The 16,131-nt window shown below is 42.7% G+C and carries 15 protein-coding genes and 2 pseudogenes; 9 read left to right on the top strand and 8 right to left on the bottom strand.

Going from position 1 to position 16,131, the window contains the following annotated elements:
* Positions 1-60 precede the first annotated feature (60 nt).
* The 5 genes from LC653_RS04110 to purL form a co-directional block, all read right to left on the bottom strand.
* Positions 61-477 (bottom strand): type II toxin-antitoxin system VapC family toxin, encoded by a 417-nt coding sequence (locus LC653_RS04110; protein WP_229492737.1) that lies wholly within the window; start codon positions 475-477, stop codon positions 61-63.
* Positions 474-755, bottom strand: coding sequence for a type II toxin-antitoxin system Phd/YefM family antitoxin (locus LC653_RS04105; RefSeq protein ID WP_229492736.1), 282 nt, complete (start codon positions 753-755; stop codon positions 474-476). Before LC653_RS04105 ends, LC653_RS04110 begins: the two co-directional genes overlap by 4 nt.
* A gap of 78 nt (positions 756-833) precedes the next feature.
* Positions 834-1,400 (bottom strand): Uma2 family endonuclease, encoded by a 567-nt coding sequence (locus LC653_RS04100; protein WP_229492734.1) that lies wholly within the window; start codon positions 1,398-1,400, stop codon positions 834-836.
* A 177-nt stretch (positions 1,401-1,577) separates the two neighbouring features.
* Positions 1,578-3,077, bottom strand: coding sequence for an amidophosphoribosyltransferase (gene purF, locus LC653_RS04095; RefSeq protein ID WP_229492732.1), 1,500 nt, complete (start codon positions 3,075-3,077; stop codon positions 1,578-1,580).
* Between the two features lie 349 nt (positions 3,078-3,426).
* Positions 3,427-5,871, bottom strand: coding sequence for a phosphoribosylformylglycinamidine synthase subunit PurL (gene purL / locus LC653_RS04090; RefSeq protein ID WP_229492730.1), 2,445 nt, complete (start codon positions 5,869-5,871; stop codon positions 3,427-3,429).
* 393 nt (positions 5,872-6,264) lie between these two features.
* On the opposite strand from purL, the pseudogene LC653_RS04085 reads away from it, so the two are divergent.
* A pseudogene (locus tag LC653_RS04085) lies at positions 6,265-7,385 on the top strand (IS630 family transposase).
* Between the two features lie 583 nt (positions 7,386-7,968).
* Positions 7,969-8,874: a hypothetical protein gene (locus LC653_RS04080; protein ID WP_229492728.1), complete on the top strand. Its 906-nt coding sequence runs from the start codon at positions 7,969-7,971 to the stop codon at positions 8,872-8,874.
* A 534-nt stretch (positions 8,875-9,408) separates the two neighbouring features.
* Here the strand turns inward: LC653_RS04080 and LC653_RS04075 are convergent.
* The gene (locus LC653_RS04075) at positions 9,409-9,894 is read right to left on the bottom strand and encodes an allophycocyanin subunit alpha-B (protein WP_229492727.1); all 486 of its coding nucleotides are present in this window, start codon (positions 9,892-9,894) and stop codon (positions 9,409-9,411) included.
* 220 nt (positions 9,895-10,114) lie between these two features.
* Between LC653_RS04075 and rlmD the strand changes: the two genes are divergently transcribed.
* Positions 10,115-11,521, top strand: a complete 1,407-nt coding sequence (gene rlmD, locus LC653_RS04070) for a 23S rRNA (uracil(1939)-C(5))-methyltransferase RlmD (protein WP_229492725.1) — start codon at positions 10,115-10,117, stop codon at positions 11,519-11,521.
* A gap of 390 nt (positions 11,522-11,911) precedes the next feature.
* Positions 11,912-12,361, top strand: a complete 450-nt coding sequence (locus LC653_RS04065; RefSeq protein ID WP_229492723.1) for an ATP-binding protein — start codon at positions 11,912-11,914, stop codon at positions 12,359-12,361.
* A gap of 91 nt (positions 12,362-12,452) precedes the next feature.
* On the opposite strand, the gene LC653_RS04060 is transcribed toward LC653_RS04065, so the two are convergent.
* The gene (locus LC653_RS04060; protein ID WP_229492722.1) at positions 12,453-12,728 is read right to left on the bottom strand and encodes a DUF6439 family protein; all 276 of its coding nucleotides are present in this window, start codon (positions 12,726-12,728) and stop codon (positions 12,453-12,455) included.
* A gap of 44 nt (positions 12,729-12,772) precedes the next feature.
* On the opposite strand from LC653_RS04060, the gene LC653_RS04055 reads away from it, so the two are divergent.
* From LC653_RS04055 to LC653_RS47195, 5 genes and pseudogenes are all read left to right on the top strand, one after another.
* Positions 12,773-13,135, top strand: coding sequence for a sll0565 family protein (locus tag LC653_RS04055; protein WP_229456953.1), 363 nt, complete (start codon positions 12,773-12,775; stop codon positions 13,133-13,135).
* A 126-nt stretch (positions 13,136-13,261) separates the two neighbouring features.
* The gene (gene asnS, locus LC653_RS04050; RefSeq protein WP_229492720.1) at positions 13,262-14,653 is read left to right on the top strand and encodes an asparagine--tRNA ligase; all 1,392 of its coding nucleotides are present in this window, start codon (positions 13,262-13,264) and stop codon (positions 14,651-14,653) included.
* A 92-nt stretch (positions 14,654-14,745) separates the two neighbouring features.
* Positions 14,746-14,976: a DUF2281 domain-containing protein gene (locus tag LC653_RS04045; RefSeq protein ID WP_229456950.1), complete on the top strand. Its 231-nt coding sequence runs from the start codon at positions 14,746-14,748 to the stop codon at positions 14,974-14,976.
* Complete coding sequence (locus LC653_RS04040; RefSeq protein ID WP_229492718.1) at positions 14,970-15,338, top strand: type II toxin-antitoxin system PemK/MazF family toxin; 369 nt, start codon at positions 14,970-14,972, stop codon at positions 15,336-15,338. Before LC653_RS04045 ends, LC653_RS04040 begins: the two co-directional genes overlap by 7 nt.
* Positions 15,339-15,620: 282 nt before the next feature.
* Positions 15,621-15,740, top strand: a pseudogene (locus LC653_RS47195) (amino acid--tRNA ligase-related protein); the annotation flags it as partial.
* 141 nt (positions 15,741-15,881) lie between these two features.
* On the opposite strand, the gene LC653_RS04035 reads toward LC653_RS47195, so the two are convergent.
* Entirely contained in the window at positions 15,882-16,103 is a 222-nt protein-coding gene (locus LC653_RS04035; protein WP_229492717.1) for an RpnC/YadD family protein, read from the bottom strand.
* Positions 16,104-16,131 lie beyond the last annotated feature (28 nt).

Raw genomic sequence — 16,131 nt, 5'->3', positions numbered from 1 at the left:
TTGAATATCGATCATGAATGTTGGGTTTCGTTCCTCAACTAGCAAGGGAAGCAATCGCACTTAACAAAACCAATTCTCTAGTTGAAGTTCTTGAAAATCGGCATAGTCTGAAACATTATTTGTTACCAAAATCAGACCATTTACTTTTGCGATCGCTGCAATCTGTGCATCTGGATACGCGGGAGTTTTTCCTATAGTTACCAGTCGCGCTCTTTCTAAAGCAAACCATTCAGCTCCCACGTTATCATAGGGCAGGATAGGAATATTTGGTTGGACTATATGCTTGAGATACTGCTCAATTCTCTCTCGCCTTTTAGAAGTGGGCAGACGATAGCAACCAAATAGCAATTCATGCCAAGTAACGGAAGCAATAGCAAATTCCCCTTGATACTGTTGCAACCTTTGGATAACTGCTGGATTCGGTTGTGGTCTTAACGGCTCAGAGATGATGTTAGTATCCAGTAAAAAGCGACTCACAAGAGGATCTCTCGTCCAGGAGACTTGTCACGTACATCTTTCCAAACCTCATCGGGATCAATCTCGGTTCCTTCTTCCATGATTTCTTGACGAAATCGCTCCAGAGATTCCCAAAAATCCGGCTTGCCATGCAACAAACGCTGATATTCAGCCGCAGGTAGAATCACAGCAACTTGCTGCCCCTGTTGCGTAATTTGTACCGATTCGCCTTGTTTAATTTCCTGAAAAATTTTATCCAGACTCTTAGGAACTTGCTCAATCGAATACTGCTGAGACATTGCGCTTTCCCCTGTGTACATCACTATTTATTAAAAATTGCGAATAGTAAGAAGTTACTGCAATTCTGCGAACTTGTGTTAAGTAAATAAGGATGCGATCGCACAATTAAAATCAGGCAATATGGGTGAGTTCAACTCATCACCATTGAACAACGTAGCAACTAACTTTAAACTCGCTTGCTCACGTCGATAAACTTCCACCTGTTGCTTACGCCAATCCACAATCCAATATTCCCTGACACCTCTTGCTGAGTAAAGTTTTAGTTTAAGTTCCCTGTCCCGCTTTTCGTTCTCACTACCGGAAGATAGTACTTCTACTACTAGTTCTGGCGCACCAGTCAAATGCCCCGCCTCGTCCAAAAGTAGGGGCAGTCTCTCATTGCTAGCCCAGACAACATCGGGAATTACATTATCATTATCGCCAAAAATTATGCCTGGAGCAGTCACAGCTTCTCCCAAACCAGTAGTCTGTGACCAATTATCTAAAGAAGTGCTAATTCTGACACAAGTTTTTTGATGATTCCAGTGAGGCGCTCTGGTCACAAACAATTCTCCGTCAATAATTTCATAGCGGTTCCCGTTATCTGGAAACAACTCTAAATCGGCGGTAGTCCAGCGCACTCTCTCAGATATCGGCTGGTTCATAAACCATCTTTAGTTAAGGGATTTACCTATTTTAGACGGATTGGGCATGGGGCATTGGGAAAGAGGAGGCAGGTGGTCGCCGAGCGCAGTCGAGGTGAGGTAGAAGGCAGAAGTTCTAAAATGTTTGAATTTTGAATTTTGAATTGATTTCTCCCTCATCTCCCCACTCCCCACTCCCTACACCACTACCTTTTCTAAACTCAACTTAGAACGCTTCACTTGCTCAGGAATCGCTACGGGATAATCTCCAGTAAAGCAGGCAGAGCAGAAACTATTGGTATCTTCTCGTGTCGCTTCTAGCATTCCTTCCCAACTGAGATAGGCGAGGCTGTCTACTTCCAATTGCTTGGCAATTTCCGCTACTGACTTGGTAGCAGCAATCAACTGATCTTGAGAATCGGTATCGATACCATAGAAGCAGGGATGAGTTACTGGCGGCGAAGAAATTCGCATGTGTACTTCCACTGCACCCGCTTCACGCAAGGTTTTGACTAATTTACGGCTGGTAGTACCCCGCACAATCGAGTCATCAACAATAATTACTCGTTTACCCGCCAGCACATCTTTGAGGGGGTTGAGTTTCATACGGATACCTGACTCGCGCATGGTTTGTGTTGGCTGAATAAAGGTTCGTCCAACATAGCGATTTTTAATCAGTCCTTCAGCGTAAGCTACACCAGAAGCTTGGGAAAATCCGATCGCAGCAGGGATACCAGAATCAGGAACACCAAAGACAATATCGGCATCTACAAAGGATTCTTTAGCTAGTTGATGTCCTAACCGCATCCGATAGCTGTACAAACTCTCGTTGTGCATGATGCTATCAGGGCGGGCAAAGTAAATCATCTCAAAAATACACAATTTCCTCTGGGGCTGTTGACTCCAATGATAGGAAGCCAAACCTTCTTCAGTAATCCAAACTAATTCCCCTGGTTCTACATCTCGCAGGTATTCGGCTCCAATGATGTCTAAACCACAAGTCTCCGAAGCCAAAACGTAACGGACTGGATTACCAGCCAAAGTGCCAATCACTAGGGGGCGAATGCCATTGGTGTCCCGAACACCCATAACGCCGTTAGGAGTGCCAATAACTAAACTAAAGGCTCCTTGGCAACGATGAAATGCCTGAATTGCACCTTCTAGCCAATCTGCACCAGCGTTGATGGCTTCTGCGATCGCAAAAGCGATCATTTCTGAGTCTGTTGTCGTGACTAAGTTGCATTTGTTCTCAAGCAACTCTTGACGTAATTGTACGGTATTGACTAAATTACCATTATGTGCTAGGGCTATTGAACCTAAGCGAGTTTCTAGTACTGCGGGTTGGGCATTAACTTTGCGGCTAGAACCTGTGGTGGAATAACGAGTGTGACCAACAGCAAGGCTACCAGGCAACTGATCCAAGATGGATTCATTAAAGACTTGAGACACCAAGCCCATATCTTTGTGGAGGTGTACTTGTGTACCCTCAAAGGTGGCAATACCAGCTGATTCTTGACCCCGATGCTGGAGGGCATACAATCCAAAGTAGGTCAGTTTAGCAACGTTTTCTCCTGGTGCGTAGATGCCAAAAACACCACAAGCTTCTTCTGGCTTGTCAGGCTGATTTTCATGACTATTGATTGGGTTGTTGGTCTGGTCGGGGTATTCATCCGAAGTGACAGAATGAATAGAAATCATGCTAGCTTTGCTCCTGGTGGGGGGGTCAAGTCACTGGGATTATGTCTATAGATAATTACAGATTTCTTAATAAATCTTTAACCATCTATTAAAACAGTACCGTAATTATGATCACAGACGCTACTAAAAGAGTTAGGAGTTAGGAGTGAGAAGTTAGGGGTTAGGAGTGGGGAGTGAGGAGTTAGGAGTGAGGAGTTAGGAGTTAGGAGTTGTGCTGTTTATTGCGAATTGCTCTGTTGGCAGCGTTAGCGAGTCTTCTCCCAAGGGGAGACGCTTTAGCGCAACGAGCGTCATTGCGAATTGCGAATTGGTTTTATTCCTAACTCCTCACTTTCAACTCCTCACTTGTTTAACTGGGGTTAGTGCTATGGATGGCAAGACGTTTGGCGATCGCGTGGGAATAGCGATCGTTCATATCTTCGATCCTAACTTTGATTAAGGCTTGGTTATCAGTAGTGAAAACCCCCAAACCCGTCTCATAATTACGAACCGTGCCCAGTTTTTGCCACTCTTGACCCAGATGTTCCTGTAAATATGATTCCCAAATTTCTTGTTGTTCTGATGCTACAGAAACAAAAATCCTGGCACCACCTTCGGCAAACAACACTTCATCCAGACGGTTTAACTGCGTTGGTGCTATTTCTAAATTGATTTCGGCACCAAGATTGCCAGAAATGCAACATTCTGCTATTGCGATCGCCAATCCCCCCTCAGCACAATCATGGGCTGAACGTACCCAACCATTACGAATTCCTTCACGACAAACTTTCTGGACGCGACGTTCTAAGTCAAAATCTACTTGTGGTGGTTTTCCGGCAACAGTACCGTGGATTGTGGCTAAATACTCCGATGCTCCCAAACTGATTTTGGATGCCAGAGTCAATCCGAGAAGATAAATTACATCGCCGGATGCTTGCCAACCTTGACCACAAATTTTGGTGATATCGGGAATCAAGCCCACCATACCGACTACTGGGGTGGGATAAATTGGTTGTGGGATGCCTTGAGAATCGAGGGTTTCATTGTACAAAGAGACATTTCCGCCTGTAACGGGTGTTGCCAATTCTCGACAACCTTCTGCCAAACCGCGACAAGCTTCTGCCAATTGCCAGTAACCAATCGGTTTTTCTGGAGAGCCAAAATTCAGGTTATCCGTCACCGCCAGAGGTTCTGCACCTACGCAGCTAAGATTGCGTGCAGCTTCTGCCACCACTGCCTTAGCTCCCTCGTAGGGGTCAAGATAAACATAACGAGGATTGCAATCTACCGTCGCCGCCACTCCTGATTTTAGATTTGGGACTTCGGCTACGCTCAGTCGAACGATTTGGGATTTTAGACTTCGGCTCCTTTCGACTTCGCTCAAGGCAAGTCGCTCAGTCGAACGATTGGGGATTTGTTCTAGGGGGCGCAAACGGATAACAGCCGCATCTGCACCACCTGGTAGTATTACTGTATTATTTTGTACTTGATGGTCATATTGACGATATACCCAGTTTTTAGATGCGATCGTGGGTGTATCGAGCAAGGTTAACAAAATATCATTCCAACTTTGCACGCCTCCTTGGAGTTCTATTCCAGCAGTTGTGCAAGCAGGTAAGGAATCAGGTGTCCATTCCCAAGCTTGACGCGCATATTCTGGCGGTTCTGTCAACAATTCCCTGTTATATAGTGGGGTATTCTCCGCCAAAGCCTCGGCGGGAATTTCTGCTGCTACTTCACCTTGAAAGAGAATCCGCACGATGGGTTCAGCGATGACAGTACCAGCGACAACGGCTTGAAGTCCCCAACGGTGGAAAATGTCGATTAATTCCTGCTCACGTCCTTTGTGGGCAACGAACAGCATTCGTTCTTGAGATTCCGAAAGCAGATATTCATAAGGAACCATCCCAATTTCTCTTGCGGGAATCTTATCTAAATCGAGTTCAATTCCCACACCGCCTTTTGCCGCCATCTCTGAAGTAGAACAGGTGATACCGGCTGCTCCCATATCCTGGGCGGCGACAACTGCACCTGTCTTAAACGCTTCCAGACAAGCTTCAATTAACGACTTTTCCAAAAATGGATCGCCCACTTGCACAGCAGGGCGATCGTCTATTGACTGATCGCTCAATTCTGCACTGGCAAAACTCGCGCCTCCCATGCCATCGCGCCCGGTGGTGGAACCAACATAAAGCACAGGGTTGCCTAAGCCAGATGCTCCAGATTTGACGATTTCTGGTGTTTCCATTAATCCTAGTGCCATAACGTTCACCAGGGGATTACCAGAATAAGCAGGGTCAAAGTAAACTTCGCCGCCAACGGTGGGTACTCCCACACAATTACCATAATGTGAAATTCCCGCCACTACGCCTTGGAACAGCCTTTGAGTTTTGGCATCTTCTAGGGAACCGAAACGCAGGGAATTTAGTAGAGCAATGGGACGCGCACCCATTGTAAAAATATCTCTGAGAATACCCCCTACTCCCGTTGCTGCACCTTGAAATGGTTCTACAGCTGATGGGTGGTTGTGGGATTCAATCTTAAAAGCTAGTTGGAGTCCGTCGCCCAAATCTACAACACCAGCATTTTCACCAGGCCCCACGAGGATGCGGGGCCCCTCAGTGGGAAATTGTTTGAGTAGAGGTCGAGAATTTTTGTAACAGCAATGCTCTGACCACATTACCCCAAACATTCCCAGTTCAGCTTTGTTGGGATGACGCCCTAACCGACGGACAATTTCTGCGTATTCTTCTGGTTTAAGACCTTCAGCAGCGATTTCTTGCGGGGAAAAGAAAGCAGGAGATGTGGCGGTCATGGAAATAATGCACCAATTGTACAGAGCATTATTCTATCGATTTAATTAACCTGTAGATGCGGTTATAGGATAATTCATACTAAACGGTACAGATTTAACAAAATAAATTTACCTAAATAAAGATATAGCAATCCGGAATCATCTGTGAGAAAATATTTAAACTATAATCGTAGTTTTAAACACTCATTAACAACTGAATTTTGAGGCTAGAATTATATATATTGCATAATACATCGCTTCAAAGTAAGTTATATAAAGTACATTAGATGTCACCGTATTTTATCATAAATCATTTAGGATTGCTATATATATCTTTGTATACCTAAAGATAGATTGTAAGCTAATCGGCACTTAGGTTGCATAATAAGAAGATGAAGCTGTCTAAAAGCAAGTATGCCACCACCAGCCAAGAACTTTTTAACGCCGTCACAAGTTACCCAGTTACAGCAAGCTCTAAAAGAGAGCGAAATACCGCACGTCAGAGAAAGAATTCTAATTATTCTGCTGCAAAATGATGGTAAACCACAACACGAAATTGCTAAATTTTTAGGCTGTTCGCCTAGAACAGTTGCATATTGGTGTATGCATGGAGATCCAGATAATCTAGAAACTCTACATAATAAAAGAGAATACGAACATTACCGTAAAGCTACGCCTGAATATATTGAACTGTTATTAAAAATCGTTGATCAAGAACCATCAGATTTAGGTTATGAATTTGGAAGATGGACAGCCGAGAGATTAGCAACATATTTAACCGAGCAAACAGGGATTGATTTAAGTAGTTCTCAGGTGAGGAGAATATTAAAGCGAAAAAAGTATAGTTATATCTGGGCTAAATATGGCTTAGAAGATAAACAGAATCCAATAGATAGGGCAAAGTTCCAAGAAAAACTTGCTCAATATCTAACAATAGCACAAGAAGAGCCAGAGCGATTACAGGTATGGTTTTGGGACGAGAGCGGTTTCAGTTTACGTGTAATTCGCCGGAAGAATTGGGGTAAAAAAGGAAAGCGCAAAAATGTTCCAGGACAACGGCGTTGTGGTCGGGTAAATGTGATGGGAGCAATCAGAGAATCAGACCGCAAACGGGTATGCTTTTTTGTAAAAAAAGGGAATGCGGATATTTTTTATGAGCAACTACAACAATTAAATGAATTAATCAAACAAGAGTGGGTAAGTAATGTTACCGTTCTGAAGATTTTGCTAAGTATGGGCCGAAGATTATTTTAATTTTAGATAATGCTAGTTTTCATAAACGCAAGGATGTTCTAGCTAAAATATATCAAGATTTTACGAATTTAGTTTTAGAGTTTTTACCAGCTTACAGCCCTGATTACAATATTATCGAATTAGTCTGGCATTCATGTAAAGAATATATTGCTCACCGTCTTTTTCAATCAGTAGATGAATTGAAAGCACTACTAGATAGGCTGTTAAATCAAGGTGAATTAGTGATTAAATGGTATCGGAAAATCAAAAATAAAGGCGATTTTAACTATATTGCAGCTTAAATGCTGATTAGCTTATTCAATGCTTATTTACTGGTAATTATACTGCTAAGAATGAAGTAATAAAATTTTCCGCTCTTCATTACATATTATGCTAAATCTTCTTGATTAAACTCTGAAAACCTTGCCATACAATAAAAATGAACATTATTTACTAACATTTTAGAGTTTCGGCAATAATTTGGGCTTTTGACCTTAATTTCTAAGTCAAGCTTTGATGTTTAACTAATAATTTGGCATAACAGGTACTGAAGAATCAAATTTTCTTTCCTCTTAATATATGCATAGATCGTTTCCAGAATCTGGAAATGGCTATCAGTCTGTCAGATGATCCACTAGTTGAACGCACAAAAAACTCAGAAGATGCGATGCCTGCGGCGGGCTACGCCTACGCACTTGCTGAATAAGGGTTTAATGCCCTGGAATCTGATTAATTCCTTGGAACTTCATTCAGCTTAAGTGACTGCTACAACAACAGACTCAATCGCTGAATGGCTTTCAAAGAAGGGATTACGAAAGTTTCTTAAAAGACTACTCATCCAAAAAGCAAACTGACCTTACTAACCTAATTGAGAGGATTTTGATCGTGTCTAGACTAACCGTTCCACCCAATTTCATCGGCACCCAAGGTTCTGATACTCTAGTCGGAGAAGAGTTAAATGCATCTTCAGCAATAGGTATTGATATTTTAACTGGAGGTTTCATTTCTAGTTTCATTTCTACGAGATCAGGAAATGACACCGTTCAGGGCACGGGTGCTGGTGACAACGGCCTCGATAGCACTGGCGGTGACGGTGGAGATGGGATTGGTATCAGTAATAGTGGCTATCTGGATTCAGGGAACGGAGAAGATACGATTATTGGCAACGGTACTGGTGGCTTGGGCGGTGAAGGCGCTGAAGGCGGTGACGGTGGAGATGGAATTGGTATCCAGAATGCTAAAGACGGCATCATCACTACAGGATGGGGCAATGATACAATTACTGGTTATGGCAATAGCTTAGGAACAAACGCCATCGCCTATGGCATATTCAACGATGGAGTTATTGATACTGACAACGGTTCAGACATCCTTACCGGACAGGCTACAGCAACAATTGGTGGTACAGCCTATGGCATTTATGGGCAAGGAATCATCAAGACTGGCAATGGCAATGACGAAATTCTCGCCACCAGTACCATTGATGGAGTTCGACAGAAAGTCACCATCGGTGGTGGAATCAACATCGTTCTGGGCACTGGGAATGACTACTTACAGGGGTTCGGTGCTGTAACGGTCGATGGCGGAGATGGTTTTGACACCCTCGATCTCAGGGCTTTCAATCGCTCTGAACTCATCATATCTGGTGTTATTTCCGGCAATACCCTTAACACTGCGAACATCACTCTCAACAGCAATGGAAACTCCATTAGTCTGTCTACGACTGGCTTTGAAAAATTTATCTTTGCAGATAGCTCTTTCTGCTACAGCACTTTGGCAAACGGGGCATAGGTTTGTTAATTCCTCTATCTCGTGTTTTAACCCCTGAGTGTCTAATTGGTGTTGTTTGCTCTGAAGCTGAAAAAGCATTTACCAGCGTATATATTCTTAACTCAAAGTTACGGATATTTACTGATGCTCAGAAATTATTCGGGTATATGCAGTTTAGCTGTAACAATCATGTGACGAGAATCACACATATCTATGATTAGGATCGTCTCCCTGCCATCCCCAGCTAGGCATAATTAATGACAACTGAACTCTAGCCGAGTCATTAATAGGGAACACACTTAATTGCCGACAGCCTTAATCAAGGACTGTCGGTTTTTTCTGTCCGTATGTCCTTTATCCTTTGAGCAATCCCCCATAGTTATACTTAAATAAATTTCCCCACAACTGGTTAGTAACTTGACAGAGATTTTGCCACAGCCACTACCAAATGTGGGGAAGGTATGATCAAATTGGGTATCTTATGCCTATCGAGCGCTTATTGCACTCACTCTAGTAGACCGGAAGTATACTCCTAGAACCAGCACACACTTTGTATTAAGACATCGCTTGAATGATGTAATCAAAGTAGGGTGCTGCTTCTGCAGCGTCTTCTGCACTCAGTAAGCTAAGGGAGGCTATTTTGAGGGAATTGATCGCTTCTACCATTCCAGGCACGGGAACGCCCAATGAATTGTACATTTCCCGCACACCAATCAAACCAATTTTTTCAATTGGCTCTTTGTCGCCGGCAAGTACACCATAAGTAATTAGACGCAAGTACCAGCCAAAATCACGGATACATAGAGAGCGTTGGCGTTCTCCGTAAGCATTACCTCCGGGGGAGATAAAGTCAGGACGCTTCTGCCAAAGTTGTTTGGTTGCTTCTTGAACTATCTTTTTTTCGTTTTCGGCTAAGGTAGCCGCAATCCGCGTCCGTTGTACGCCGGTTTCCAAAAAGTCTTTGATGTTTTTAAGTTCGCCACTGCTGGGATAACGCAGTTCGTCGTCGGCTTTGAGAATAACTTGGCTAATTACAGTCATGATTATTGAAATCACCTGAAATATTATCTGTTAGTTTAGCGAGTTGCAGGTACACAAGTGAAGAGATAGGAGCTACTTATGTATTGAATTTATCTGTTTAGGGAGTGGGGAGTGGCGAGTGGGGAGTAGGGAGTGGGGGAGATGAGGGAGCAGGGGAAGAAAGAATAACTAATGCCCTATGCCCAATAACAAATGACTAATGACTAATGACTAATGACTAATGACTAAAATAATTTGGCAACAGGGTGAATTAATTGAAGTAACGATCGCTAACCTGAGTGATACAGGTGATGGTGTGGGACGCGCTGATGAGCGTGTAGTGTTTGTCCCAGATACTGTACCAGGCGATCGCGCGATTGTCCGTTTGGTACATGTTAAACCAAAATACAGCCACGGGAAGCTCCAGGAGCTATTGGAACCATCTCCCCACCGTATACGACCTAGTTGTATTGTGGCGGATAAGTGCGGTGGTTGCCAGTGGCAGCATATTAATTATAATTACCAGCTAGTTGCCAAGCAAAATCAAGTTATCCAAGCTTTAGAACGCATTGGCGGTTTTGTCCAACCACCGGTAGATCCGGTACTCGCCGCCGTTTCTGCTTTAAGCTACCGTAATAAATCTACATATCCTCTAGGTATATCGGCAACAGGACAGGTACAAGCTGGTTACTACCAAAAAGGTAGTCACCAATTAATTAACTTAAATCAATGTCCAGTCCAAGACGCGCGATTAAATCCCTTACTTGCCGAAGTTAAGCAGGATATCCAACAACGGGGTTGGCGAATCTATGACGAACAGCGCCACCTTGGACAAATTCGCCATCTTGGTTTACGCATTGGCCGACACACTGGAGAAATGTTGCTGACTTTGGTGGTGAAAGACTGGAATTTATCAGGAATTGAAACCCAAGCCCAGGAATGGTTAAAGCGTTATCCGCACTTAGTGGGAGTGTCGCTCAACCGCAATAGCGATCGCACAAATGCTATCTTTGGATCAGAAACCCGTTGCATCGCTGGAGTCCCACACCTGCGTGAAAATTTTGCTGGACTGGAATTTCAAGTGCGCCCAGATACATTTTTCCAAGTGTATACAGAAACCGCAGAGGCACTATTGCAGGTAATTCAATCAGAACTCAATCTTCAAGGGCATGAGTTGCTAGTTGATGCCTACTGTGGTATTGGGACTTTAACTTTACCCCTCGCCAAAAAAGTCCGGATTGCTACAGGATTAGAAGTGCAACCAGCAGCAGTGGAACAAGCTATTTTGAATGCCCACCGCAACGGAATTGATAATGTGACATTCCAAGTCGGGGCAGTAGAGAAATTGCTGACAAAAATGGGCACAATACCAGAAGTAGTAATACTCGATCCGCCACGTAAGGGGTGCGATCGCGCAGTCATCGACACTTTACGGCAACTGAAACCATCTCGGATAGTTTACGTCAGCTGTAAAGTAGCTACCCTCGCCCGTGACCTGAAATTGCTTTGTCAAGATGGGCAATATACTATCACACGGGTACAACCTGCTGATTTTTTTCCTCAAACTGCTCATGTTGAAGCTGCCGCCTTTCTTGTGCTATCAGATTTGCACAAGGATAGTAATTCCTTTACAAAAACTGAAATTTGAAATTTTTAGTCTAGTGCATACTAAAGATGCTAAAATTGAATTAAGCTAAAAATAAAAATTCGTTTTGTTTAAATAAATTCAAGCTGCATAGGTTCTTAGAAATATGAATTGGATTGTGTAAATTACAAATCGGCAATTAACTAGAGTATGCCAATACTCTGTCAAATTACTAGCATCTTTTTAAGTTGCTGACTTCATTATCAAACCTATTCCAGCCGCTATATATCTAAACAATCCCAACTCATACTATAAAGCTAATGCTCCCTAGCATTTTCAAAATTTAGTTTTAAAGACGCAAGTTTGAAGGCAGCATGACCACCTCAAGTTTTATCAGGGTGCCTGTAATAGCAAACTGATGTCTAGCTAACTGAAAGCTATGGGGTTTCTTTTGTGATTACTATTTCACTCCGTCCAGTTGCACGTTATTGGGGCACTATTAGTTTTGCCTCAACCCTCTACCTTTGTCCAATATTAGATTTACTGTTGGCAGAAATCCCATCAAAATTACAAGCAGAACTGCGGCTAGGACTTCAAGAAGCCCTAGTAAACGCAGCTAAACATGGCAATAATCTCGACCCAAGTAAAACAGTTGTAGTCCGTTTTTCCTTAATAGATAATCAATATTGGTGGATAATATCAGACCAGGGTAGCGGCTTTACTCCTTCATCTAGTAATGAAGAAGAACCAACAGACTATCTCCCACCAGATGAGTCAGAAAGTGGTCGTGGTTTATGTCTTCTGCATCAAATCTTTGATCAGGTAGAGTGGAACCGCAAAGGCACAGAATTGAGGCTTTGTAAACAAATGGAAACTCGCCGAGGAATATCTCTGCGGCGATAAGAGGGGAGTGGGGAATGGTGAGTGGGGAGTGGGGAAAGTTATTGATTAGTTGTTTTTTACTAACTATTCCCTATTCCCTATTCCCTATTCCCTACTTCCCATGAGTTGGACAGGGAGGGGCAGAAATGGAGCGATCTAACCAACCAATTGCCTGTTCTAATCTAGCTTGAGCTTCTTGTGGCTGATTCTTTAAAAGATACACAATAGCTGCTGCCACTTGTTCATTAGCGCGGGAATTGCGGTTAGACTTGAGGCGATGCCAATCGTTAGGGGAAATGCTCAGTCTTTCCATGAGGGCTTGAGCGAGTTCCAGAGTACTAAGTTCATTCAGTTGACTGGTTTGAGGCAGCTGGGTAGATTGGGACATAACTATTGGCACATTTGCATTTACTTCTACTGTACTACTTGTAAATGAAGCCGCCAAAACAATCACAGCCATCAGCAGAAAATCCAGAACCAGATTTTGAACAAGAGCTAGAGGAAGTAGAGCGATCGCTCCTATCCTTAAAAGAACGTTACGATCAAGTGCAACGCGATCGCCAACAACAGGCACAATGGCAACAGCGCCGCGATCAACTAAAGCACAATAAATCTCAGACACCAGAAATCAAAGCAGAGTTACGGCAAATTCAACAGCAATTGGAAATGCTAGAACTAAACTTAGAAAGCCAGTTATTTTCTTGGCGTAGCCTCAAAAAACCTTTCTGGCAAGTCGTCCGCTTTGGTGGAATGGGCGTTATCATAGGCTGGATATTAAAGTCTTGTGCTGGATAATCCTAATTTTGGATTTTAGACTTCGGCTACGCTCAGTCGAACGATTTTGGATTTTGGATTGGATTAACTCGTTAAGATTCTTTAATATCCGTACTCCTTACGTTGATGAAATATAAGTTGTAAAATATGGCAAATCGACGGATTGCAGAAATATTGCGAAGTGGTCAACCTGATGAGTCCCTCCAAGTGCAAGGCTGGGTGCGGACGAAGCGCGAGTCCAAAGGGTTTGCTTTTATTGAAGTCAATGACGGCTCATCACTAGCTAATTTGCAAGTCGTCATTAATCAGGATTTGCCAGATTACGAAGCTATTTTGAAAAAATTGAATACAGGTGCTGCTGTTGAGGTGACAGGGGTACTAGTGGCTTCTCTTGGTAAAGGACAACGGATTGAGTTGAAAGCCGAGTCCGTGAAAGTTTACGGGGAAGCTGATCCCGATACATATCCCCTGCAAAAGAAACGCCATTCCTTTGAGTTTCTGCGAACCATTGGACATTTGCGATCGCGTACCAATTCTTTTGGTGCAGTTTTCCGCGTCAGAAATGCTTGTTCAACAGCAATTCACCAATTTTTCCAAGAAAGAGGCTTTTTGTGGGTACACACACCCATCATCACCGCTAGCGACTGCGAAGGCGCGGGTGAACTTTTTAGCGTTACCAGTTTAGATTTAAAGAATATTCCCCGCACAGATAATCAAGCAGTAGATTATAGCCAAGACTTTTTTGCTAAACCCACCTATTTAACAGTTAGCGGCCAGTTGGAAGCGGAAGTTATGGCGATGACGTTTTCTAACGTCTACACCTTTGGCCCTACCTTCCGTGCCGAAAATTCCAACACCTCCCGCCACCTAGCAGAATTTTGGATGGTTGAGCCAGAAATGGCTTTTTGTGACCTAGAAGGCGATATGGATTTAGCTGAGGCGTTTCTCAAACACATTTTTAAATATGTGTTGGAAACTTGCCCAGAAGATATGGAATTTTTCAATGAACGCATTGATAAATCTGTGTTGGCAACAGCCGAAAATATTATTAATAATCAGTTTGAACGCTTAACTTATACAGAAGCCATCAAACTTTTAGAAAAAGCTGATGTTAAATTTGAATATCCAGTGAGTTGGGGTTTAGATTTACAATCAGAACACGAACGGTACTTGGCTGAACAATTATTTAAAAAGCCTGCGATCGTTACAGATTATCCAGCGCAAATCAAAGCCTTTTATATGCGTTTGAACGACGATGAAAAAACCGTTCGTGCAATGGATATTCTCGCACCCAAAATTGGCGAAATTGTCGGCGGTTCCCAGCGCGAAGAACGTTTAGAAGTATTAGAACGCCGCGTGTTAGCGCAAGGATTAAACCCAGAAGACTTGTGGTGGTATCTTGATTTGCGTCGTTATGGTACTGTTCCCCATGCGGGTTTTGGACTAGGTTTTGAACGACTCGTGCAATTTATGACGGGTATGGGAAATATTCGTGATGTGATTCCCTTTCCACGTACACCACAAAGTGCTGAGTTTTAGTTTAAATTTTAGACCTGGCCATTTCTAATCGCCAGGTCTTGACTTTTTTTGACTTTTGTGGATAAAGAGAAATCCATCTGAAAAGATTTATCATGAGCATACAAGACCAAACCATTGGTAAAATCCGGCAAATGCCAGAAGCTTTAGTTCAGGAAGTAAGTGATTTTATCGACTTCCTATTAATGAAGCATAGCGGTAAGAACTGGGAACTATGGCTTCAGTTTAGCGAGTCGTTAGAAATAGTGGAATCAGATTTTTCAGAATATTTATCTAATTTAGAAGATTATGAAGAACGCTTGGCGCGTGGAGAAATTCAGTGGTAGATATCTCAAGAGGAGATGTAGTTTTGTGTGATCTAAATCCTGTTATTGGTACAGAACAAGCAGGGATTAGACCTGTCGTAGTAGTGCAAATTGATCGGGCAAATGCTGTTAGTCCTCATACTATTATTGCACCATTCACCTCAAAAATTAGACGGGCTATTTTAGCCTCTCATGTGTTTGTACCTGCTGGTATCGGTGGTTTAAGCCAAGATTCTGTAGTGCTTTGTGAGCAACTTAGAGTTGTTGATAAATCAAGAATTATCAGAGTGATTGGTCATTTGGATGATAATTATTTAGATGAATTGGCAATAGCTTTATGTACTATCCTTGGGTTAAGGATTATGAACAATGATAATGAGTGATATCATGTTCGCTTGATTACTTATTAAACCCGAAGAACCCCACCCCGACAATCGTCGCTTCGTCTCCCCTCCCCGCAAGCGGGGAGGGGATTAAGGGGTGGGGTGCAATGACTGTGGAAATCATAACTAATTATGCGAACATGATATGATAAATATTAGGTATTCTCACATCATTTATTTATATAGTTAAGCTAATCGTCATTCATTTTTCTAGAATGATTCGCTCGTAGTAAGGGCTTCAGCCCTGCTTTTATGCAACTTAAATGCTAATTAGCTTATTGAACTGTCCCACATGCGGATTTTGGGTTGGGTTTTGAACGACTCGTGCAATTTATAAGGGGTATGGGAAATATTCGTGATGTGATTCCCTTTTTGCGTACACCGCAAAGTGCTGAGTTTTAGTTTGAGAATTTGAAAACCAGGGGATTATAAATCGCATCTATACAAACCAAGTCCGTCTGCGCGGACTAATAAAAACTTTGAAACCCGCGAATGCGGGTTTTGCTTGTATAGCCGTGTATTTTATAAAGCGATTAGTTAAAATTAAGAATTTTGAATCTCCTCTTGTAAAACTTGAACTTGCTCAATAGATAATTCAGTAACTTGAGCAATTTGCTCTAAACTCATTCCAATTCGCAACAAATTTAAAGCCAACTTTCTTGTTGTTTCTGCTTTGCCTTCGGCTTTGCCTTTGGCTTTGCCTTTGGCTTCACCTTTAGCTTCGCCTTCTTCTAGGATTTGTTGATAAATGACTGATTCGCGCATAATCTCACTCCTTAAAATCTTGCTAATT

Origin of the sequence: Nostoc mirabile CHAB5784, from assembly GCF_020829645.1 — a bacterium.
GTDB classification, from domain to species: Bacteria; Cyanobacteriota; Cyanobacteriia; order Cyanobacteriales; family Nostocaceae; genus Nostoc; species Nostoc mirabile.
The sequence above is the reverse complement of the archived record's forward strand: the minus strand, read 5'-3'. Positions and strand labels throughout refer to the sequence as shown.

Excerpts from the sequence above, each read along its gene's own strand:
- LC653_RS04105 (WP_229492736.1), bottom strand. The coding sequence starts at position 755 with ATGTCTCAGCAGTATTCGATTGAGCAAGTTCCTAAGAGTCTGGATAAA.
- LC653_RS04100 (WP_229492734.1), bottom strand. The coding sequence starts at position 1,400 with ATGAACCAGCCGATATCTGAGAGAGTGCGCTGGACTACCGCCGATTTA.
- LC653_RS04035 (WP_229492717.1), bottom strand. The coding sequence starts at position 16,103 with ATGCGCGAATCAGTCATTTATCAACAAATCCTAGAAGAAGGCGAAGCT.
- LC653_RS04075 (WP_229492727.1), bottom strand. The coding sequence starts at position 9,894 with ATGACTGTAATTAGCCAAGTTATTCTCAAAGCCGACGACGAACTGCGT.
- LC653_RS04045 (WP_229456950.1), top strand. The coding sequence starts at position 14,746 with ATGAGCATACAAGACCAAACCATTGGTAAAATCCGGCAAATGCCAGAA.
- rlmD (WP_229492725.1), top strand. The coding sequence starts at position 10,115 with ATGACTAAAATAATTTGGCAACAGGGTGAATTAATTGAAGTAACGATC.
- LC653_RS04060 (WP_229492722.1), bottom strand. The coding sequence starts at position 12,728 with ATGTCCCAATCTACCCAGCTGCCTCAAACCAGTCAACTGAATGAACTT.
- purL (WP_229492730.1), bottom strand. The coding sequence starts at position 5,871 with ATGACCGCCACATCTCCTGCTTTCTTTTCCCCGCAAGAAATCGCTGCT.
- LC653_RS04055 (WP_229456953.1), top strand. The coding sequence starts at position 12,773 with ATGAAGCCGCCAAAACAATCACAGCCATCAGCAGAAAATCCAGAACCA.
- asnS (WP_229492720.1), top strand. The coding sequence starts at position 13,262 with ATGGCAAATCGACGGATTGCAGAAATATTGCGAAGTGGTCAACCTGAT.
- purF (WP_229492732.1), bottom strand. The coding sequence starts at position 3,077 with ATGATTTCTATTCATTCTGTCACTTCGGATGAATACCCCGACCAGACC.